This is a genomic window from Salinicola avicenniae (genome assembly GCF_023736115.1).
GTDB classification, from domain to species: domain Bacteria; phylum Pseudomonadota; class Gammaproteobacteria; order Pseudomonadales; family Halomonadaceae; genus Salinicola; species Salinicola avicenniae.
Map to the genome: position 1 here is coordinate 300,547 of NZ_JAKQZC010000006.1, position 20,087 is coordinate 320,633.

Genomic DNA, 20,087 nt, shown 5'->3' on the forward strand with positions numbered 1-20,087 from the left:
TCACTCGATCACACCGCCAGCCGAGGTGGGCCGCTGTCGTGCCGCGTCGCGCTCGCGCATCCAGCGTGGCACGTGGGAGGTCGCTCTCAGCAGCGGTACCAGCAGCCACAGAACAGGCGCCACCAGCCAGCGATAGGCGAATCGCGCCATGACCAACAGCGGCATCAGCACCAGGGCCCAGACCAGAAACTGGCCGAGCCAGGCGGGCCAGCCGAGCCAGGACGCCATCGTCGCGCCCAGCGCACTGACCAGACTCGGGTGGCGGACTACCACATAGGCAGTACCGGCCACGGCGGCAACCTTGGCCGCGCGTGACAGATTGGCGAAGCGTCCGCCGCCGGCGATGACCTCACTCGCCGCGACCCGCGCGCTCTGCCCCTCGACGGCCGCGCTCGCACGCACCAGGCGGCCTGCGCGCAGCACCTTCACCGCACTGGCCATCACCAGCAGGTCGACGCCCGCCCAGCCGATATCGGTCACGCCCAGCGGCTCCCCCTGACGCCACTGGCTTTCCAGATCGCGGAGACCGCCAGTGAAAAAATCATTGAGACCGCTGATCAGACGCTCGCTCTGCAGCCACTGGATCTTGCCCTGCGGATCGACCACGAACTGGTCGAGAAAGCCGTGGCCCTGCCGCGCGAGAATCGCGATCGCGATCTGGCCTCGCCGCTGCGGCGACAACGTCGGCGAGGCTTCGGCGCCCGGCGTCTCGTCCGCCGTCGGCGAACGCTCGCTGCCGGGCCACCAGTCATCGAGACGCTCGCTCGCCGCCCGATACTGTGTACCCAACCATTGCTGCAACCGCAGGGAGGTCAGGTCATGATCGCGGTAGTAGACCACCGGCAGCACCGCATCGGCGCCATAGCGCATAAGAACACGCTGGAAGGCGGGATCGGAGCCGAAATCGGTCAGCGCCCGGCGGGCCAACGGACCATGGCGCAACAGGGCCAACCGCGCGCTCATCCACAGCGCTGGCTCGTCGGCATAGCTCACGAATACCGCATGGATTGCCGGCGACTCATTGGCCAGTTCAGTCGACATGGCGGGCAGCGCCCACTGCGCTTCAAGCCGCAGCAAGCGGTCGCCGAACGGTGCCGTCGACGCCGTGGCGGTCAGCAAGCCGGCGAGCAACAGCGCGATGACAAGCATCGATATGGCGGTCTTCATGGTCGGACTCCCGACGGTACGGTGATGGCCTACGTGACGATCAACGGCGTGGCAATGGCCGCCCACGACACGGCGACTTTGATAAGCGTTCGTATTTGAATTAGGATTGCATTCTCTCTCGATTCCACTCTCCGCCGCGAGGTCAGCCTGCCATGTTCGAAGTCCAGTCGGCGAGCTTCGAGATTGCGGGCAAGACACTGCTCTCCCCTATCGACGTGACCTTCGGCGAAGGGCAGATCTACGGGCTGATCGGCCACAACGGCTCCGGCAAGTCGACGCTACTCAAGCTGCTCGCCCAGCAGCAACCGGTGAGCCACGGTAGTATCACGCTGGACGGCCGGCCGCTAGCGCAGTGGAAACCACGCGAATTCGCTCGCCATGTCGCCTATCTGCCTCAGCATCTGCCCAGCGCGGAGAACCTCACCTGCCGCGAGCTGATCGGTTTCGGCCGCTACCCGTGGCACGGCCTGCTCGGCCGGCTCGGCGCCCACGATCACCAGCAGATCGAACGCGCCATTGCACTGACTCACACCGAAGCGTTTGCCGACCGCCTGGTCGACACGCTCTCCGGCGGCGAACGCCAGCGCGTCTGGCTCGCCATGCTGCTGGCCCAGGGCAGCCGCTATCTGCTGCTCGACGAACCGCTGGCGGCACTGGATATCGCGCATCAGGTAGAGGTGCTGGCGCTGGTGCGCAAGCTCTGCCATGAACTCGGCCTTGGCGTGATCATCGTTCTGCACGATGTCAACATGGCGGCGCGTTACTGCGACCATCTGGTGGCATTGCACAGCGGCCGCCTGCTGGCGGAAGGATCGCCGTCCATGATGATGAGCGACGATACGCTGGAAGCGATCTACGGCATCCCCATGCGCGTGATGAACCACCCGGGCAACGCCTGCCCTATCGCTGTCCTGCAGTAACCGACCTGCGGCTTCCCACCACCGACTCCCTCCAGGGCCGGTGATCCCGTGCCGCCCGGATCGAGGCGACCGACAATCGCGCTGGACGCTCGCGCGCGAAAACCGGATGCTAACGACAAGCCCCGCCGCCCGTCGTCGAGGCATCCGTTACGCCTTTCGACCGCGAGTTCGACATGCTGCAGCCCGTTTCCCGTCAGAGCGACCTGACACTCGAGACCGAACAAGCCCCACCCCGCCCCGCTGACGTCAGCACCTTCGCCCCCCTGGCCGTGCCCGCCTTCCGCATGATCTGGATCGCCAACCTGTTCGCCAATCTTGGCGTGTGGGCACAGTCGGTCGCGGCTGCCTGGGTCGTCACCTCCAACGACGGCGGCGCGGTGCTGGTGGCGATGATCCAGGTCGCGGCTGCGCTGCCACTGGTGCTGCTATCGATCGTCACCGGCGTGATCGCCGACAACTACGACCGTCGCAAGGTGATGCTGTTCGGTCTGGCGATCGAGGTACTCGGCGGCGCCTTCATCACCACGGTGGCGTTTCTCGGATTGCTCTCGCCGACCCTGCTGATCGCCTCGATTCTCTGTGTCTCACTCGGCGGCGCCATCACCACGCCGGCGTGGCAGGCGGCGGTCAACGAACAGGTGCCGCGCAACCTTGTCTCCAGCGCAGTGCTGCTCAACAGCGTCAACTACAACGCGGCGCGCGCCATCGGCCCGGCTATCGGCGGTCTATTGCTGGCGGCCGTGGGGCCGGCCTGGATCTTTCTGCTCAACGTGCTCTGCTTCGGCGGACTGATCGTGGCGCTGTGGCGCTGGCGGCGCGCGGTACTGCCCAAGTCGCTGCCGCCGGAGCGGCTCTGGGAAGGCGTCAAGGCCGCCATGCATTTCGTCCAGTACTCCAGCGTCACCCGGCTGGTCATGCTGCGCGCGTTCATCTTCGGCATCTCCGCCAGTGCGATCTGGGCACTGCTGCCGCTGCTGGCGCATCAGCACCCCAGCGGCAACGCCTCGCTCTATGGCTATATGCTCGGCGGCCTGGGCATCGGCGCGATCGCCGCCAGCACGCTGGTCGCTCGCGCACGCCAGCGTCTCGGCAGCAGCCGCCTGATCAGCATCGCTGCACTTACCCTTGGCGTGGTAATGATGACGCTGGGCAGCATCGAGACGCTCTGGGTCCTGTTCCCTGCGCTGGTGATCGGCGGCAGCTGCTGGATCGCCGCCGTGGCTTCCTACAACTCGGCGGTGCAGGTTCTGGTCCCGGACTGGGTCAAGGCGCGCGCCCTGGCGCTCTACCAGACCGCACTGTATGCCGGCCTGACGCTGGGATCACTGCTATGGGGCCAGCTCGCCGATGGCCTCGGCGTGGCAATGGCGCTGCTGCTGGCCGGCATACTCCTGATTGTCTCCGCGACGCTGTTGATCTCCTCGCGACTGCCGGCGCTGGACGCCAGCGGCCTGACCGAAGCGCCGGAAGCCCACACTGAAAACCCGGACTTCGATTTCGATCCGGCTCGCGGTTCGGTCATGGTGACGATCGAATATCGAATCGATGGCGATAACCTGCGCGAGTTTGCCCGCGCGGTGCGGCCGCTACGCAAGCTGCGTCTGCGCAACGGCGCCAAGCGCTGGTCGCTCTATCGCGATATCGTCGATCGCGACCTGTGGCAGGAGGTCTTCCTGGTCCCCAACTGGCTGCAGCACCTGCGCATGCTGGATCGCCTGACCCTGGACGACCGTGCGATCATGGATCGGGTCAACGCCCTACACGGCGGTAGCGAGGCGCCGCGGGTCCGCCACGGCGTGAGCTACCGCTCGTCGCGGCACGCCGCGCCGACGCTGACCCCAAACCAGACCGAAACCCCGGAAGAGAGGCCCAGCCAGGCCTCCAGCGGCACATCGGCCTGAGCCGGCGCGCCCGCCCCACTCAACGGAGACGCCATGACGGCCACCCTGTCACCCCGCCAGACGCTGCAGAATGTCTTCGGCTTTCCCGACTTTCGCGGCAGCCAGGAAGCCGTCATCGACCGGGTCGTTGCCGGTCGCTCGACGGCGGCTATCTTCGCCACCGGTGCCGGCAAGTCACTCTGCTATCAGCTGCCGGCGCTGCACCTGCCGCACCTGACGCTGGTCGTCTCGCCGCTGCTGGCGCTGATGCAGGATCAGCTCGCCTTCCTGACGCGTCATGGCATCGCCGCGGCGACGCTGGACTCGACCCAGGACCGCGATACCAGCCGCGAGATCATGGAGCAGGCGCGGCGCGGCGAACTGAAGATCCTGATGGTCTCGGTGGAGCGGCTCAAGAACGAACGTTTTCGCCACTTCCTGCGCCAGATCGCCATCTCGCTGCTGGTGGTCGACGAGGCCCACTGTATCTCGGAGTGGGGCCACAACTTCCGCCCCGATTATTTGAAGCTGCCGGACTATCAGCGCGAATTCTCGATCCCGCAGGCGCTGCTGCTGACCGCGACCGCCACGCCCGCGGTAATCGCCGACATGCGCGAGAAATTCGCCATCGCCGAAGAGGATGTCATCGCCACCGGCTTCCACCGCCCCAATCTCGAGCTGCGCATCGAACCGGTACCGGCCGCGCAGCGCACCGCGGCCCTGGTCGACTGGCTCGCACCGCAGCAGCAGCCCGGACAGGAAGCGCCGACCATCGTCTACGTGACGCTGCAGCAGACGGCCGAGACCCTCGCCCGTGACCTGAGCCAGCGCGGCATCGCCGCAAGCGCCTATCATGCGGGGCTCGACAGCGAGACCCGCGAGGCGATCCAGCAGGGCTTCATGCGCGGCGAGCTGCCCTGCATCGTTGCCACGATCGCCTTCGGCATGGGCATCGACAAGGGCGATATCCGCAATGTCGTGCACTTCGACCTGCCCAAGTCGATCGAGAACTACAGCCAGGAGATCGGTCGTGCCGGCCGCGACGGCCAGCCCTCGCGCTGCCTGACCCTGGCCGGTCGCGACGGCCTGCGCGTACTCGAGAACTTTGTCTACGGCGATACCCCGGAGCGTGAGGGCATCCAGCACGTGCTCGAGGAGATCGCGGCCGCCGGGCGTCAACCGGATCGCCAGTGGCCCGTGCTTCTCAACACCCTCTCGCGAGAATCCAACGTGCGCCTGCTGCCCTTGAAGACACTGCTGGTGCGCCTGGAAATGCATGGCGTAATCGCGCCGCGCTATGCCTTCCTCGCCGAATACCGTCTGCGCTATCTCGAGCCGGTCGAGGGCCTGATCGCGCGCTTCCAGGGCGAACGCGCCGACTTCGTACAGCTGATCGTCGATAACGTGCCGGTCGCGCGCACCTGGGGCACGGTGGATTTCGAGCGCCTCTACCAGGCGGGCGTCGCGGCGGGCATCGACGCCTCGCGCGCGCGGGTGATCGCGGCGCTCGAGTACTTTCAGGAAAAGGGCTGGGGCGTGCTCGAAGGCAAACGCATGACCGACGTCTACGAGATCTGCCAGTCGGAGGTCGACGTCGAGGCGCTCACCGACCGCCTGGCAGAGGAGGCGGAGCAGCGCGAGCGCAGCGAAATCGAGCGCCTGCATGCCATGGTCGCGCTGTTCGAATCCGACGCCTGCCTGACGGGGCGCCTCACCGCCTATTTCGGCGACAACGCCATGGGGCGCCACCCCCACTGCGGTCACTGCTCGGTCTGCCATGGCCATGTCGCGCGCCTGCCGCCCGCCCCGCCGCTGCCCGCGCTGACCGCCGACGCCTTCGCCCGCGACGCCGTCCCGTTCATCGAGCGCCATTGCCAGCAGCTAGGGAGCACACCCGGCGCCCGACGTATCGCGCATTTCCTCTGCGGCCTGCCGATGCCGCTGTTCACGCCGCTCAAGGCGCGGCAGCTGCCGGCCTTCGGCCACTACGAGCACTATCCCTATCCCGATATTCGCGACTGGGCCACCGCGCAGGGCCGCGAGGCGCCCGCCGGCTGATTCCCGCTCAGCACCGATATCGAATTTCGCTTAGGTTATTGTCGTCGCCACGCCTCTCGAATACTGTATACACAAACAGTATTCGAGAGGGCTCGCCCCTCATGGAGTGATGCGTGGAGCTGATCGACAAGCTTTCCATTCTGGCCGATGCCGCCAAGTACGATGCGTCCTGCGCCAGTAGCGGCGCGCCGACGCGCTCCTCCCGTGGCAAGGCGGGCCTTGGCGCGTCCAGCGGCATGGGCATCTGCCATAGCTTCACGCCGGACGGCCGCTGCGTCTCGCTACTCAAGGTACTGCTGACCAACTTCTGCCTGTTCGACTGCCAGTACTGCATCAACCGCCGCTCCAGCAGTATTCCCCGGGCACGCTTCACTCCAGAGGAGGTCGTACGCCTGACGCTCTCCTTCTATCGCCGCAATACCATCAGCGGACTGTTCCTGAGCTCGGGGATCATCCGCTCCAGCGACTACACCATGGAGCAGCTGATCCAGGTCGCGAGACAACTGCGCGAGACACATCAGTTCCGCGGCTATATTCATCTCAAGGCGATTCCGGAAGCGGACCCGGCGCTGATCGAGGAGGCGGGACGTTACGCCGACCGGCTTAGCGCGAACATCGAGCTGCCGACCTTGACCAGCCTGAAAACGCTGGCCCCGGAAAAGGAGCTCGGCACCATCCACTCGGCCATGGGCCAAATGCGCCAGCGTATCGATGCCGCCAACGACGATGCCCAGCGGGACGCAAAGCATCTACCGCGCAGCGCGAACCCGAAGCGCCTGGCGCCGCGTTATGCGCCCGGTGGCCAGAGCACGCAGATGATCGTCGGCGCGGATGCCACCGATGACCGCACCATCCTGCAGTCCGCCCAGCACCTCTACCAACGCTTCCGGCTCAAGCGCGTCTACTATTCGGCCTTCAGCCCGATTCCCGAAAGCCCCAGCGGCCTGCCGCCAGCCGCCCCGCCGCTGCTGCGCGAACATCGCCTTTACCAGGCCGATTTCCTGATCCGTGGTTATGGTTTTCAGGCGGAAGAACTGCTGAATCGCCCCGGCAACCTGGATCTGGAGGTCGATCCCAAGCTGGCCTGGGCGCTCGATCACCGCGAGCACTTTCCCGTCGATCTCAACCGCGCCGAACCGGCGATGATCGCCCGCGTGCCGGGGATCGGCCTGCGCAGCGTGCAACGCCTGATCGACCTGCGTCGTCAGCGCCGGATTCGCTATCAGGATCTGATCGCGCTGCGCTGCCGGATGGCGTCTTTGCGCCCGTTCGTCACCACCCAGGATTACCGCCCCGCCGAGATCCAGTGGGAGAGCTCGCGCCTGCGTCGTCAGCTGACAGCCCCGCAGCCGGCACAAATGGCACTGCTATGAGGTCGGTCTGGCGTCGAGAGATGAGGCATGCTATCGCCATGAAACAACCAATATGACGGCTACACGCTCGGATGCCCGCCATGTCGCCCGGGCCACGGATTTTACCGAATGGCGTCAACGTGCTCGCCAGCTGCTTCAGGCCGGCATCCAGCCGGCTGACATCACCTGGCAGGATGGCGATGCGCTTCACGACGACCTGTTCGCGACACCGGCGGCCGACAGCGCAGCGCTGCCGCCAGCGGATCGCGGCGCCCGGCTGACGCTGTCGCGAGACCAGCTAGCACTGCTCGAGCAGAGTGCGCGCTACCGGGATGACGCCTGCCACGACCGCTGGTCGCTGCTCTATCGTATCGTCTGGCGCCTGGCCCGGGGCGATACCGCGGCATCGCATCCGGCGGACAGCGACGGCAGCGAGCTGCATCGACGCGCCCATGCGGTCAGGCGCGAGGCGCACCATATGCATGCCTTCCTGCGCTTTCATCGTGAGGCGCCAAAGGGGAATGTGGCGAGTGGCGATGAGGCGAGTGGCGATGAGACGAGCCGTGATATCGTCCTGCGGGACAGCGAGTTCCTGGCCTGGTTCGAGCCAGCACACGACGTCCTCGACCTGGGTGCCGAGCACTTCGCGGATCGTCTCGGCAGCTCTCGCTTCCTGATCGCGACGCCTCGCGGCGGGGTCGCCTGGAACGGGCACGAATTCGACTACCGCATGCCCTGCCCGGTCGCCTGGGCCGAAGCCGCGCGCACCGCCATGACAGGTGACGACGATCATGCGCTATGGCGTGCCTATTTCGTCAGCACCTTCAACCCGGCCCGTCTCAATTCCCGCGTCATGACGCAGCATATGCCGCAGCGATTCTGGCGCCAGCTCAGCGAAGGAGACCTGATACCCACGCTGGAAGCTGGCGCACGCCACGGCGGGCAACGCTTGGCCCAGGTGGCCAGCGTCGGCCAACGCGATGGCAAGCCAATATCGTTACGTAATAATTACGTTAGCCATACGTTATCCGCCAAAGGCAACAAATAGTCCATAAGATGTCACTTATTTTAGACATGCCGCACGCTTGATTCCGGCAAGGTAGGCAGGCTTCGTTTCAGCGCTTGAAACGAACGTTCGAACCGCGGCATAGGAGGTCGCGGAGACGTCACAGCAGGACGCATCGACAGTCTGTCTACCGAGATGCGCACATGTCACAACACCAGTCTCAACTACAGCTCGACTACGCAATTACCAGCACCTGGAACGGCGGCTACGTTCTCGAACTCGTCGTCACCAATCAGAGCGAGAGCAAGCTTCCCGGCTATCAGATTGACTTCGATCTCGACGCCGACATCACGCAGTACTGGGGCGCGGACGCGCTCACCCGAGATGGCTCCCGCTACACGATCCATGATGAGACGGCGATCGCCGCGGGCGATTCGGCTCGCTTCAAGATCAAGGCGCTCGGTGACGATATCCGCATGCCGGAAGCGGTCGAGATCGATGGCAACACCCCCTCGCTCAGCGACCAGGCCACTCGACTCAGCGACACCTACACTCCGCCAGATCTACTGGGCGACGCTTACGTCTTCGATCAAGACGAGCGTGGCAACGATACGATCACCGTGGATGACAGCATTGACGCGGCCACGCTCAACGCCCTGATCGACGCGGCCCCCAAAGGGGCCACCATCAACCTCGCCGCCGGTGACTATCGCTTCGATGACGCGATCGTCGTGGCACGCGATGACCTTCGTCTCGTCGGCGCGGGTTCAGACGCCACGACGCTGACCTTTACCGACGCCGCCCTGGCAAACGACACGGCCAATGCCATTCGCGTGACCGGGCGCGAGGGCGAGCCGCTCACCACCTTGAATGCCAGCGCCAACGAAGGCGACACGCGCCTCGTACTCGCCGATACGGATGCCTTCGCGGTCGGCGACGTGCTCAAGCTAGCCCAACCCAACGACGATGCCTTTCTCGATGCGATCGGCGACAGCGATTGGCGGGAAACCGACTCGCCACTGCGCACCAGCATGGCGAAGATCACCGCCATCGACGGCAACACCGTGACTCTCGATCGCGGCGTTCACTTTGACCTGGAGGCCGGCGCGACGCAGGTGGCCAAGGTGACCGCACTGGAGGGCGTCTCGCTGGCCGGGTTCGGCGTTGCCTTTACACTTGGCCAACCCGATGCCGGCAAGTTCAGCAACACCCTTTCCGATCTGTCGCGCTATCACGCCGTCGAACTCGCCTACACTCAGGGCGCCAGTCTCGAGGATGTCTCGGTCACCAATGGCCCGTCCGTCGCCTTCGAATTCAGCAACTCGCTTGACGTGTCGGCAACCGAGCTGAGCGCCGATGGCAGTTTCAACAAGGGCAGCGGCGGCAACGGCTATGCCTTCGAGCTGCGTCAGAACTACGACGGTCAGTTCAACGACCTGAGCGACAGCGGTATGCGCCACAGCGTGCTGTTCGCCTCCTGGCACTCCTCTGTCGGCAACGACATCACGGTGACCTCGACCGATCGCGACATCAACTTTCATGGCGGGCGCGATCACGACAATCGCGTGCATGTCGAGCAGTCGGTGCGCGACGCCGACAACGATCCCATGTCGACCAGCGTCTGGCTCAACGAAGGCGAGAGCTTCGGTGCCCCGACGGCTCCGGATGCCAACCAGGTCACGGTCGACTATCTCGTTGGCTCCCGGCGTGACGATACGGTCCAGGCCGGGGACGACGGCGCTTATCTCGATGGTGGTCTGGGCGATGACACCCTGATCGGCGGCCTGGGCGACGACATACTCGCCGGCGGCGGCGGTTGGGGAGACAATCGATTGGCAGGCGGCGCCGGCCACGACACCGCCCTGTTCGGCGGCGCGCTGGACGACTACACGCTGACCGCACTCGACGACGGCGCCTGGCGCATCAAGGGCCACGGTACCGAGGATACGCTGAGCGATATCGAGCTCGCCCTGTTCGACGACGGCCAACTGATGAATCTCGTCACCGGCGACGTCAGCCAGGTCGGTTCGCCGGCAGCGATCACGCCCGACGCCTACCGGGACCAGCGCGAAGTCGCCGCCGACGAGAGCCCGCTACACGCCAGCTTCGATGTCGTCAGTCGCTGGTCGAACGGCTACGTACTGGGTATCACCATCACCAACCAGGGCGATGACGCCGTGGCCGGCGACCCGATTCGCGTAACGCTGCCGGGCACGATCGACACCGTCTACGGCGCCGACCTGAACCAGCGCGACGGTGACGTCTACACGCTGAGTCACGCCAAGGGCGATCTGGAAGCCGGCGACAGCCTGCGCATTTCGTTCAAGGCCTACGCCGAGACCAGCGAGATACCGCGGGCGATCCAGCTCGGCAATCGCGACGTCGCCATCGACGAGGGATCGCTGCCCGGCGGCGTGCGCCTGCCGGAGCTGCTGACCGACGTCGACCGGCAGCTCGACGGCAGCGATATCCTGACCGGCGGCAGCGGCAACGACATTCTCACCGGCAGCGCCGGGGATGACATCCTGATCGGCGGCATGGGTAGCGATCGATTGATTGGCGGCGGTGGCGAGGATCGCTTCGTCTGGCACGCGGCCATGGAGTCAACGCCCCTGTCGATCGACGAAATTCTCGACTTCGGCGACGACGACCATATCGACCTCTCCGCGCTGGATGCGGATACCACGCAGGCCGGCCATCAGGCTTTCGAGTGGCAGGACGGCAAGGGCTTCAGCGGTGAAGCCGGGCAACTACGCTTTGACGATGGCCAGCTCCAGGGTGACACCAACGGTGATGGCATTCCGGAGCTGGTGATTGGCGTAGGCGGGCTCGATCATCTCGACCCGGGGCAGCTTATCCTGTCATGAACCACGGGGCATCTGGCTTCGGATCGATCGTCCTCAGGTGTCGATCCGGGCTACCGCGTCCTGGCTCGCCAGCGCGCGCTCGTCGCCGGCCAGCTCGTATAGCTGGCCTTCGCGCATCTCCAGCAGGCGGTCGGCGTGAGCGAAATAGTGGTCGTCGTGACTGATCGCGAAGACCGTGATCCCCAGCTCGCGGAAGCGCGGCATCAGTTCGCGATAGAACGTACGCCGGAACTGCGGATCCTGATCCGCCGCCCACTCATCGAGCAGCAGAATCTGGCGCTGCTCGACCAGCGCCATCAGTAGCGCCAGACGCTTGCGCTGCCCTTGGGAAAGTTCGGTATCGAGCACCTTGCCGTTATCGAGTTGAAGCTTCTGCGCCAGTTGCAGGGTGTCCAGCCAGTTATCCAGTAGCGCAGGATCGGCGGCGCCACCGCGCGGCCCCATCAGGCGATCGAACTGATGAAAATCGGTGTAGACCGCGGAGAAGCGCTGGCGGTAGCGGTGCCAACCGGTTTCGCCGATCGCCTCGTCGTCGATCCGGATTTCACCGGCGTGGGGTCGATAGAGGCCGGTCAAGAGCTTGGCCAGCGTCGATTTTCCGCTGCCGTTGCCACCGATCAGGTAGACCTGTTCACCGCGTTCCAGCCGTAGGTTGAGCGGGCCGACGGAGAAGCCGTTTCGCCCCGCCTTGGCCGGATAGCGGTAGGTGATATCTCGCATCTCTAGCGACTGCCACTCGCTGTGAGTCTCGACCAGGTCGAACTCGGCGCGGTACTCGGCCAGCTCCAGTTCACGCAGCTTGTCGAACGACACCTGGGCAGTGATCAGGGTGGGAGTCGCCCCGACGGCCTGAATCAACGGCGAGCGCAGGAATAGCAGGGTCAGCGAGAAGGTCGCTGCCACTGCCGTATTGGACCAGCCAAGGCCGTTGGCCAGGAAGAACACCACGCCGATCGCGCCCAGCATCATGATATTGGTCCAGTTGCCGGCGCTCAGGTGGTAGGTGTCCGCGCGGATGATGTGATCGCGGTAAGTCTGAGCGTCGGCGTCGTAGACCTCCTCGAGCAGGTGCCGAGCGCGATCCCGATTAAGCGATAGCTCCTTGCGGCCATGAATGATCGTCTCGTAATCCTGATAGAGCCGGCTCTCCGTGGCGCGAGTGATTCGAATGTGATGGTAAACCCTGGATACCAGCCACCAGCCGACCACCATGGTCACTGCAATCCAGATCGCAGTGACCAGCAGCAACGGCGGCGACAGCCAGATCAGGTAGGCGATGGACGCGAGCGTGATGATCACGCCCTGGACCAGCTCCGGCAGGCGCACGAAAGCGATGGTCACGTTGCGGATATCGCTGGAAAGGCTCGACAGGAGATGTGCACTGCCGAGCTGCTCAAGGCGCTCGATATCGGTATCGAGGATGCGCTTGATCAAACGCCCGCGTAACCGATAGACGAAGTGATGCCCCAATGTCGTCAACGCCAGTTGCGACCCCAGCGTCACCGCCAGCAGCAGTGCCACCAGCCCGATGAACGGCAGCAAGGCCGTGACCGCGCTGATGTCACCGCCACCCGGGGCGGTGACGATCAGGTAATGATTGATGAAGGCGATGACGCCGATCCCCAGCGCCGCGCTCAGCAGGCTGAGCAGCATGACGCCGATGAACGGCCAGCGATAGTGACGAAAGACGACGCGCAGTAGTTCCATTCCGCTCCCGAGCTGCGGTGAGGGCACCCATTCGGGCACGAGGATGAAGGCTGGCGATCCCAGGAGCTGCCGACAGATCCGCACCGTCGGGACACGCCGCCGAAGCGCGAATGATTCTGATCTTGCCGCGGCAAGTCAAGCCATGCCGGCGCCGCCGCTTAGTCGTCGTCGCTATCGTCGGAAAACATCATCTGGATGCGCGAGCGCAGCCAGCGTTCGGCGGGGTCGTTGTCGTAGACGCTCTGCCAGACCATGCTCAGCGGCATCGGCGCGCGCTCCAGCGGCAGTTCGTCGACGCGCAGGCCGCCCTGAGCCGCCAGCACCTCGGCGGCGTAATCGGGCACGGTGGCCACCATGTCGGTTCCCCGTAGCAGCGAGGCAAGGCTATTGAACTGCGGCACGGCCAGCACGATCCGCCGCCGCTTGTCGTGACCTTTGAGCAGTTCGTCGACATAGCCGTTCAGGTCGCCGTCGAAGGAGACCAGCGCATGCGGACGGGCACAGTAGTCATCCAGCGAGAGTGCGCCGGGCCGATTGTCGGCGCGCAGCACGCGGGGCCGACTCTGACGCAGAATGCGCCGCTTGGCGTTGGCCGGCAGTTGCTCGCCGGCGTAGCCGACCGCCACCGTTACCTCGCCGGTATTGAGCAGCTCCGGCATCAGATAGAGGTCGGCACGGCGAACCACCAGCACGATTCCCGGCGCCTCGGTGCGCAGGCGTTGCAGCAGCGCCGGCAGCAGCGCGAATTCGACATCATCGCTGAAGCCGACGCGAAAGACGGCTTCGCTGGTGGCGGGATCGAATTCGTGGGTGTGGCTCAGCACGTTGGAGATCGCATCGAGCGCCGGCTGCAGCTGCTCGTAGATCTCCAGCGCTCGCGGTGTCGGCGTCATCTGGCGTCCGGTACGCACCAGCAACGGGTCTTCGAAGAGATCGCGTAGCCGCGCCAGGGCGGCACTGGTCGCCGGCTGCCCCAGGAACAGCCGTTCTGCCGCCCGCGACACGCTGCGTTCCTGCATCAATGTTTCGAATACGATCAACAGCTTGAAATCGACCCCACGCAAATCACTACGGTTCATCGACACCTCGCTTCACCGGGAGAATTGCCGCGCCGCCGACCTCGTCGACGCTGCCGACGTCGAGCCGTGGCTGACATCTGCAGTATCGATGGAATTTATAGGCAGTATCAACAATCGAACATAGTGTTGGTCCATCTTCATCGATAGAGTAAAAGCCGAGTTTCGGCAGAACCGAGGTCTACCATGCCACGCGCGATACAATTTCAACGATATGGCGACGCCGACGTACTCGAGATCATCGATCGGCAGTTACCGGCCCCGGCGCCCGGCGAGGTGCTGGTCGCAGTGGATGTCATCGGCGTCAACTGGGTCGATATGCTGTGGCGGCGCAATATGGGCTCGACCGAGGCAAAGCTTCCAGCCGGTCTGGGTACGGAGATGGCCGGTACCGTGATCGAGGTCGGCGCCGATGTCACTCGCGTCGCACCGGGCGACCGCGTCGCCTCGATTCCAGCGTTCGATCCCAATCGCTACGCCACCTACGCCGAGCGCACGCTACTGCCGGAAGCGGCCCTGATCCGCTACCCGGATAGACTCTCCCCGGCCGAAGCCTGCGTCCACTACATGCCGTCACTGGTCAGTTGGCTGGGGTTGCGCGAGGTCGCTGACCTGCAGCCAGACGAGACAGTACTGATTACCAGCGCCTGCCACATCGGCGGCCCCTACGCGATTCAGGTCGCCCGCGCCCTGGGCGCGAAAGTGATCGCAGCGACGCGATACGAAAGCGGTATCGAGTATCTCAAGTCGCTGGGGGCGCACGCGGTAATCCACACCGAGAGCCAGGATGTGGTGAGCCGTATCAACAAGCTCACCGATGACCATGGCATCGACGTGGCACTCGACGTGCTCGGCGGTCGCCAGCTCAATCTACTGGGCGAGGTCATGGCCACCCGCGGGCGGCTGATTCTCTATGGCATGCTGGGTGGCAACGACACCTCGTTCCCGGCTCAGGCGGCGTTTCGAAAGAACATCCAGTTTTTCGTCCATTGTCTGTCCAACTTCAGCGGCAAGCCGCAGAACGGCATCCCGCAGAATCGCGAAGCGCTGGATCGGGCCATCGCCGACATCGATCGCATGACACGTGATGGCCTGATCCGGCCGCAGATCGATCGTCGCTTCGCCTTCGAGGAAATCGTCGAAGCGCATCGCTATCTCGAGACCTGTGCCAACCACCAGGGCAGGATTGTCGTCGAGGTCAGCTGAGATCCTGCGCACATTGCCAGCCGGGGCGCGAATTGTGGACAATAGGTATTCCACTTTCGTCGCAGCCGGTTGTGCGACCGTTACCGTACGCTAAGGACCCCAGATGCTCGCGCAGTTGTTCGCTGTCATGGCTCCCGTTCTGGTCGGCGCGGGCATCGGGTTCGGATGGATTCGCTTCGGCCTCTCCTACCCTACCGAGTTCGTGACCAAGCTGGTCTTCCATATCGGAACCCCCGCCCTGGTACTGGCCTCGCTCTCCAACGCCGATGTCGAACCCCATGCTTTCGGCCTGACACTCGCCACGACATTCCTCGTGCTCGCGGGCATGGCTGCGGCCAGTTTCGGCGTCGCCAGGCTGCTGGGTAAATCGTGGCGCGTCATCATCTCGCCCATGATGTACCCCAATGCCGGTAACATGGGCCTGCCGGTCTCGCTCTACGCCTTCGGCGAGACCGGGTTCACCTATGCCATGACGGCCTGGGTCGCCAATGCGCTGATCCAGTTCACCGTCGGCATGATGATGGCATCGCGCGGCAGTCCACTGAAGGCGCTGGTGCGCAACCCGACGCTCTACAGCATCGCGATCTCGCTGACGCTGATGCTCACCGGTATTCCCCTGCCGGCGTGGCTGGATAACACCGTGCATCTGCTATCCGGCCTCACCATCCCGCTGATGCTGATCACCCTCGGCGTCTCATTGGCCAGTATACAGGCACGCAACCTCTCCTCGGGCTTCCTGTTCACGCTGTGTCGCGTCCCGGTGGCGTTGGCCCTCTCGTTCGGCATCGCCCACCTGATGGGGCTGTCGACGCTGGCCGCCAGCGCCGTGGCGCTGCAGATGAGCATGCCGGTCGCGGTCTACAACTACCTCTTCGCACAGCGCTCCCGACGTGAACCGGAGTATGTCGCCAGTCTGGTGTTCTGCTCGACGCTGCTTGCCTTCCTCTATTTGCCGCTCGAACTCGCCTTCATGCTGTAGCACCGAGAAAGCGTCGCACGCCGGGGCTGGCGCGGCCGTTCCAAGGTATGTAACAACGCTTGCAAACCGGCGTCGAACGACTACATTACAAGTTGTAATCTTTTTGAAAGCCTTTGGATTACAGCAAGTTGCACGCCAATGTAGCCGCAAGGCAAGGAGAGTCAGAATGCAGAAACTGTCATGGAAGCAGACACTCGGTGTGGTCAGTCTCGCCGCCAGCAGCGCGGTACTGTCCCAAGCCGCCATTGCCCAAGATACGGATCAGGATCCGCAGGGCCTCTATTCGGCGGACGAGCTGATGGACGCGGACGTCTATCTGCAGAGCGCACCGGATGAAGACATCGGCGACATCGAAGACATCCTGCTCGGCGAAGACATGTCGGTCCAAGCGATCGTGGTCGAAGCCGGCGGCGTTCTCGACATGGGCGATGAAGAGTTCGTGGTCGAGAAGGGGCACTTCCAGGTTGAAACCCAAAATGACGATAGCCTCGACGACATGGACTATCGCGTCATTCTCGATCTGGACCGCGACGAGTTGAACCAGCAGCCTGTCTACACCAACGACTGGTGGCAGGATGCCAAGACCAACGCCGCGCAAGCTTGGGAACAGACTAAAGAAGGGGCCTCCAGCGCTTGGCAGAGCACCAAGTCAGCAACGTCCAGCCTGCTGCAGGACGCCAGCGACGCCATCGACAACTGATTGCGGCGCCAGACCGACCGGAAAGCCAAAAAAACCGCCGACACGAATGTCGGCGGTTTTTTAATGTCCGGGTCACGGCCCAGCGGGCCGTGATGAGTGCCTTACTGCTCTTGCTGCACCATGCCCTGAACACGCTGCATCAGCTGCGGATCCTGTTGGATCGCCTGGCCGATGGAGTTGAACTGCTCGACGCTCATGCCACTGTTCTGCACGGCTTCGACCATTTCATCATTCGCTTCCTGGCGAATTTCCTGTTGCTCGCCCTCGTCGGAGGCGTTCTGCAGCTGCTCAGTATAGTCCTGAGAGATCGAGGCGATATCCTGGGAGGCGTCCGCGAACTGCTGCAGCTGGTCGTCAGAGAAGTTCTGAGCGGGAGCCTGCGCCTCGGCACCGCTGTCGGCGGTGTCCTGAGCCATTGCCGGTGCGCTGACCAAGCCGGTCGTCATCATCGCAGCCGCAATGAAAGCAGTGATCCGTTGCATGAATACCTCCAGATTTCAGTTTTTTGCGTATGCCCCACGTGGGATGCCCAATTAGGCTGAGAGTTCCCACGAAAATGTATCACCGGGCAACTTAATGTTGCCTTAAGAAACAACACCAATGCAAAGCCAGCGTGTGTCGGCTCAGGCCAGCCAGGCCACCAGCGCCTCGATCCCGTCGCGCAGCCTCCGCAGCGCCGGCACCTCCAGGGGGCTGTCGTGGCGCTGCGGGCATTCGACCATCAGTTCGGCGCCGTCGAAGTCGACGTAAGCCAGTCGTGCCGTGAGTTCCGTCGGTTCACAGCCGAACGCACTACCCGGCAGCAGCGCGACGCCCGCCTCTTCCAGCAGACGCGTCGTCAGCTCGGCGCTAGTATGGATGCCACGCGCCGCCAGACGCTCACGGTAGGCCTCGAAATCCGGGAAGAGGTAAAAGCCGCCGTCGGGCAGATGGGTGCGAACCTCGGCGGCCTGAAGGCGTCTCGCGCACCAGTGTCCGATCAACCCCAGCCAGGCACGCTGGCGGGCGAGATAGTCGTCCAGCTCGGGGGAGCGCCGATAGGCTTCGCAGGCAGCTTCCTGAACCGGGCTTGTCACGCTGGACCACGTTTCCGAGGCAATACCCAGCAATCGTGAAAAGAGGGCCTCGCCCAAGGCGGCAGGCACATGCATCACACCGAGCCGCCAGCCACCGGCGCCGCACCATTTGGAGAGCCCGCTGGTCGTGACCGTTCCTTCCGGGTAATCGCGTGCCAGCGCCCGGTGAGAGCCGTCGTGATTCAGCGGTCCGTAGATCTCATCCGCCAGCACGATCACGCCGTAGCGCCGTGCCACCTCGACCAATGCCTGCTGGGTGGCCACATCGGGCGATAGCCCGGTGGGATTACCCGGCACATTGAGGATCAGCACCCGAGGGCAAGACTCACCCGCGCGACAGTGCGCCTCGAGCTGCTCGGGGGAGATCTGCCAGCGATCATCGTAACGGGCCGGCAGGCGAACGGCCTTCTGGCCGGCGAGTCGTACCTGCGGCGCATAGGAGACCCAGGCAGGGCCTGGAATCAGAATCTCGGCCGGCGGCAATGCCTTGATCAACGCAAAGAGCAGCAGCTTGCTACCTGGCCCCACCAGCACTCGCGAGGCTTGCCAGTCGCTGCCATCGAGCTCGCGATGAAAAGCGGCCACACGCTCGCGCAGGGTCGCCAGTCCCTGGACCGGCAGATAGGCCTTGCTGGCGGCACTGACCGCCAACGCATCCACCGCCGGCGCAAAGACGGGAAACGGCGACTGGCCGAAGCCGAACTTGAAGATACGTTCGCCACGCGATTCGCGCAGACGCGATTGCTCATTGATCAGCAGCGTATCGGACGCCGCCGTGGCCTCCCCATCGACAGCGTACCCCTGTACCAGCCGCTCTGCGGCCAACCCTTCGTGGGCAGTCATGACAACACTCTCCCGAACTCTCCTGGTCGGTGACGATCGAGTCGATACGACTCGCGTCGAAGAAAACGGCCGTCTCACGGCCGCAGGGACGACGAGGCGCAGTCAGACAAACACTGCCAGCAACGCAACGAGCTGAAGACAAGGCTCGCCGGGTCACTCCACCTGCCAGCGCGAAATCAACGCTTCCCGCCGACGGATCGAGGTCACGGCACTGCCCCCGAGCTCGCTGGCCATCGTCGACAACAACATCTCGATCACCACAAACAGGCTGCTCATCGGATTGAAGAAGAACGGGCCTTCCGCACCGGCCAGCAGGGTCAGATCGGTCATCTCGGCCAGACGCGCCGACGGCTGATTGGTGAGCGCAAGCAATTGTGCTCCCTGTTCCAGGGCCTGCTGACAGTAGTCGACACTGACGCGCGTCTCCGGTCGAAAGCTGATACCGACGACCAGATCCCCCGGTTCGAGTTCGCGGGCGGCCTCGAGATTGATTCCCCCCAACGAATCGATCAGCCGTACGTCACTGCGCAGATAGCCGAGGTAGTAGCTCAGGTAGTGCGCGCCGGCAAAGCAGGCTCGCTGTCCGACCACGTGAACGCGATTGGCCGCGATCAGCGCCTGCGCGGCACTTGTCAGCCGGGTGTCATCGATGACCGAAACGGTATGCGACAGGTTGCGCTTTTCCTCCTGCCACAGCGCCTGGGAGCGCGAGAGCCCCCCGGCAACCCCCGGGATATCGTCGAGATCAAGCAGACGCTCAGCGCGCGTCGAAAAGAAAGCCCCCCCGGCCGCATCGGCACGAAATAGCCCTTGCAGCGGCTTGAAACCGGCCAGCCCCAGCGCGTGCGCCAAACGAGTCAGGCTGGAGGCGTTGACACCATGCTGTGCCGCGAGCGCGGAGATACTCAGCGTCGCCGCCGACTCGGGCTCGGCCAGCAATTTTTCTAGCAGCTTGAGTGCCCCAGGCGTCAGCCGGGGGCCTCCTGTCTCTCCGCGTCGCGCGGCAATGGCGGTTGCCTGCAACGAAGCGATGGAATTCGGTGGCAACGTGACTCCTGCACGGTCTGTCATGACCGAGACCTCCTCGTCGTTACGTTCAGGCTACGCTGCTACACGCCAGCCTGCAATTTTATTTGCATATATGAAAATTATTTTGCATCCCTGTATTCCCTCTTGATCGCCCCCTGCGGTCTCGTGAAAGACTGGCCTTACGAAAAACTGGATTCATCATCGACGACTAGCCTCGTCAT

The 20,087-nt window shown here is 64.1% G+C and carries 15 protein-coding genes; 9 read left to right on the top strand and 6 right to left on the bottom strand.

Annotated features, from left to right (window positions below; all coding sequences use genetic code 11):
* Complete coding sequence (locus MC381_RS16015) at positions 1-1,167, bottom strand: hypothetical protein (protein ID WP_251978762.1); 1,167 nt, start codon at positions 1,165-1,167, stop codon at positions 1-3.
* A 152-nt stretch (positions 1,168-1,319) separates the two neighbouring features.
* Between MC381_RS16015 and MC381_RS16020 the strand changes: the two genes are divergently transcribed.
* From MC381_RS16020 to MC381_RS18325, 6 genes are all read left to right on the top strand, one after another.
* The gene (locus tag MC381_RS16020; RefSeq protein WP_251978763.1) at positions 1,320-2,087 is read left to right on the top strand and encodes an ATP-binding cassette domain-containing protein; all 768 of its coding nucleotides are present in this window, start codon (positions 1,320-1,322) and stop codon (positions 2,085-2,087) included.
* 173 nt (positions 2,088-2,260) lie between these two features.
* Complete coding sequence (locus tag MC381_RS16025) at positions 2,261-3,988, top strand: MFS transporter (protein WP_251978764.1); 1,728 nt, start codon at positions 2,261-2,263, stop codon at positions 3,986-3,988.
* A 33-nt stretch (positions 3,989-4,021) separates the two neighbouring features.
* Positions 4,022-6,025: a RecQ family ATP-dependent DNA helicase gene (locus MC381_RS16030; RefSeq protein WP_251978765.1), complete on the top strand. Its 2,004-nt coding sequence runs from the start codon at positions 4,022-4,024 to the stop codon at positions 6,023-6,025.
* A gap of 113 nt (positions 6,026-6,138) precedes the next feature.
* A complete protein-coding gene (locus tag MC381_RS16035) occupies positions 6,139-7,398 on the top strand; it encodes a putative DNA modification/repair radical SAM protein (RefSeq protein WP_251978766.1) in 1,260 nt (419 codons plus the stop codon).
* Between the two features lie 52 nt (positions 7,399-7,450).
* Complete coding sequence (locus MC381_RS16040) at positions 7,451-8,425, top strand: TIGR03915 family putative DNA repair protein (RefSeq protein ID WP_251978767.1); 975 nt, start codon at positions 7,451-7,453, stop codon at positions 8,423-8,425.
* A gap of 161 nt (positions 8,426-8,586) precedes the next feature.
* Entirely contained in the window at positions 8,587-11,250 is a 2,664-nt protein-coding gene (locus MC381_RS18325) for a cellulose binding domain-containing protein (RefSeq protein ID WP_286009773.1), read from the top strand.
* A gap of 33 nt (positions 11,251-11,283) precedes the next feature.
* Here the strand turns inward: MC381_RS18325 and MC381_RS16055 are convergent, their stop codons facing one another.
* On the bottom strand, positions 11,284-12,957 hold the full coding sequence (locus MC381_RS16055; protein WP_251978768.1) for a multidrug ABC transporter permease/ATP-binding protein: 1,674 nt from the start codon (positions 12,955-12,957) through the stop codon (positions 11,284-11,286).
* 158 nt (positions 12,958-13,115) lie between these two features.
* Positions 13,116-14,036 carry a LysR family transcriptional regulator gene (locus MC381_RS16060; RefSeq protein ID WP_251978769.1) on the bottom strand — a complete coding sequence of 307 codons (921 nt, stop codon included), beginning with the start codon at positions 14,034-14,036 and terminating at the stop codon, positions 13,116-13,118.
* Positions 14,037-14,219: 183 nt separating this feature from the next.
* On the opposite strand from MC381_RS16060, the gene MC381_RS16065 reads away from it, so the two are divergent.
* The 3 genes from MC381_RS16065 (at position 14,220) to MC381_RS16075 (ending at position 16,918) form a co-directional block, all read left to right on the top strand.
* Complete coding sequence (locus MC381_RS16065) at positions 14,220-15,239, top strand: zinc-dependent alcohol dehydrogenase family protein (protein WP_251978770.1); 1,020 nt, start codon at positions 14,220-14,222, stop codon at positions 15,237-15,239.
* Between the two features lie 103 nt (positions 15,240-15,342).
* Entirely contained in the window at positions 15,343-16,218 is an 876-nt protein-coding gene (locus tag MC381_RS16070) for an AEC family transporter (protein ID WP_251978771.1), read from the top strand.
* 166 nt (positions 16,219-16,384) lie between these two features.
* A complete protein-coding gene (locus tag MC381_RS16075) occupies positions 16,385-16,918 on the top strand; it encodes a PRC-barrel domain-containing protein (protein ID WP_251978772.1) in 534 nt (177 codons plus the stop codon).
* Between the two features lie 101 nt (positions 16,919-17,019).
* Here the strand turns inward: MC381_RS16075 and MC381_RS16080 are convergent, their stop codons facing one another.
* The 3 genes from MC381_RS16080 to MC381_RS16090 all read right to left on the bottom strand — a co-directional run bounded on the left by MC381_RS16080 (position 17,020) and on the right by MC381_RS16090 (position 19,908).
* Positions 17,020-17,400: a DUF4168 domain-containing protein gene (locus tag MC381_RS16080; RefSeq protein WP_251978773.1), complete on the bottom strand. Its 381-nt coding sequence runs from the start codon at positions 17,398-17,400 to the stop codon at positions 17,020-17,022.
* Between the two features lie 141 nt (positions 17,401-17,541).
* On the bottom strand, positions 17,542-18,837 hold the full coding sequence (locus tag MC381_RS16085) for a pyridoxal phosphate-dependent aminotransferase (protein WP_251978774.1): 1,296 nt from the start codon (positions 18,835-18,837) through the stop codon (positions 17,542-17,544).
* 153 nt (positions 18,838-18,990) lie between these two features.
* Positions 18,991-19,908, bottom strand: coding sequence for a MurR/RpiR family transcriptional regulator (locus MC381_RS16090; protein WP_251978775.1), 918 nt, complete (start codon positions 19,906-19,908; stop codon positions 18,991-18,993).
* Positions 19,909-20,087: the final 179 nt, after the last annotated feature.

What these genes read in the sequence shown, in the direction of transcription:
- MC381_RS16015 (WP_251978762.1), bottom strand. Translation starts at nt 1,167, where the DNA reads ATGAAGACCGCCATATCGATGCTTGTCATCGCGCTGTTGCTCGCCGGC.
- MC381_RS16020 (WP_251978763.1), top strand. Translation starts at nt 1,320, where the DNA reads ATGTTCGAAGTCCAGTCGGCGAGCTTCGAGATTGCGGGCAAGACACTG.
- MC381_RS16025 (WP_251978764.1), top strand. Translation starts at nt 2,261, where the DNA reads ATGCTGCAGCCCGTTTCCCGTCAGAGCGACCTGACACTCGAGACCGAA.
- MC381_RS16030 (WP_251978765.1), top strand. Translation starts at nt 4,022, where the DNA reads ATGACGGCCACCCTGTCACCCCGCCAGACGCTGCAGAATGTCTTCGGC.
- MC381_RS16040 (WP_251978767.1), top strand. Translation starts at nt 7,451, where the DNA reads ATGACGGCTACACGCTCGGATGCCCGCCATGTCGCCCGGGCCACGGAT.
- MC381_RS18325 (WP_286009773.1), top strand. Translation starts at nt 8,587, where the DNA reads ATGTCACAACACCAGTCTCAACTACAGCTCGACTACGCAATTACCAGC.
- MC381_RS16055 (WP_251978768.1), bottom strand. Translation starts at nt 12,957, where the DNA reads ATGGAACTACTGCGCGTCGTCTTTCGTCACTATCGCTGGCCGTTCATC.
- MC381_RS16060 (WP_251978769.1), bottom strand. Translation starts at nt 14,036, where the DNA reads ATGAACCGTAGTGATTTGCGTGGGGTCGATTTCAAGCTGTTGATCGTA.
- MC381_RS16065 (WP_251978770.1), top strand. Translation starts at nt 14,220, where the DNA reads ATGCCACGCGCGATACAATTTCAACGATATGGCGACGCCGACGTACTC.
- MC381_RS16070 (WP_251978771.1), top strand. Translation starts at nt 15,343, where the DNA reads ATGCTCGCGCAGTTGTTCGCTGTCATGGCTCCCGTTCTGGTCGGCGCG.
- MC381_RS16075 (WP_251978772.1), top strand. Translation starts at nt 16,385, where the DNA reads ATGCAGAAACTGTCATGGAAGCAGACACTCGGTGTGGTCAGTCTCGCC.
- MC381_RS16080 (WP_251978773.1), bottom strand. Translation starts at nt 17,400, where the DNA reads ATGCAACGGATCACTGCTTTCATTGCGGCTGCGATGATGACGACCGGC.
- MC381_RS16085 (WP_251978774.1), bottom strand. Translation starts at nt 18,837, where the DNA reads ATGACTGCCCACGAAGGGTTGGCCGCAGAGCGGCTGGTACAGGGGTAC.
- MC381_RS16090 (WP_251978775.1), bottom strand. Translation starts at nt 19,908, where the DNA reads ATGACAGACCGTGCAGGAGTCACGTTGCCACCGAATTCCATCGCTTCG.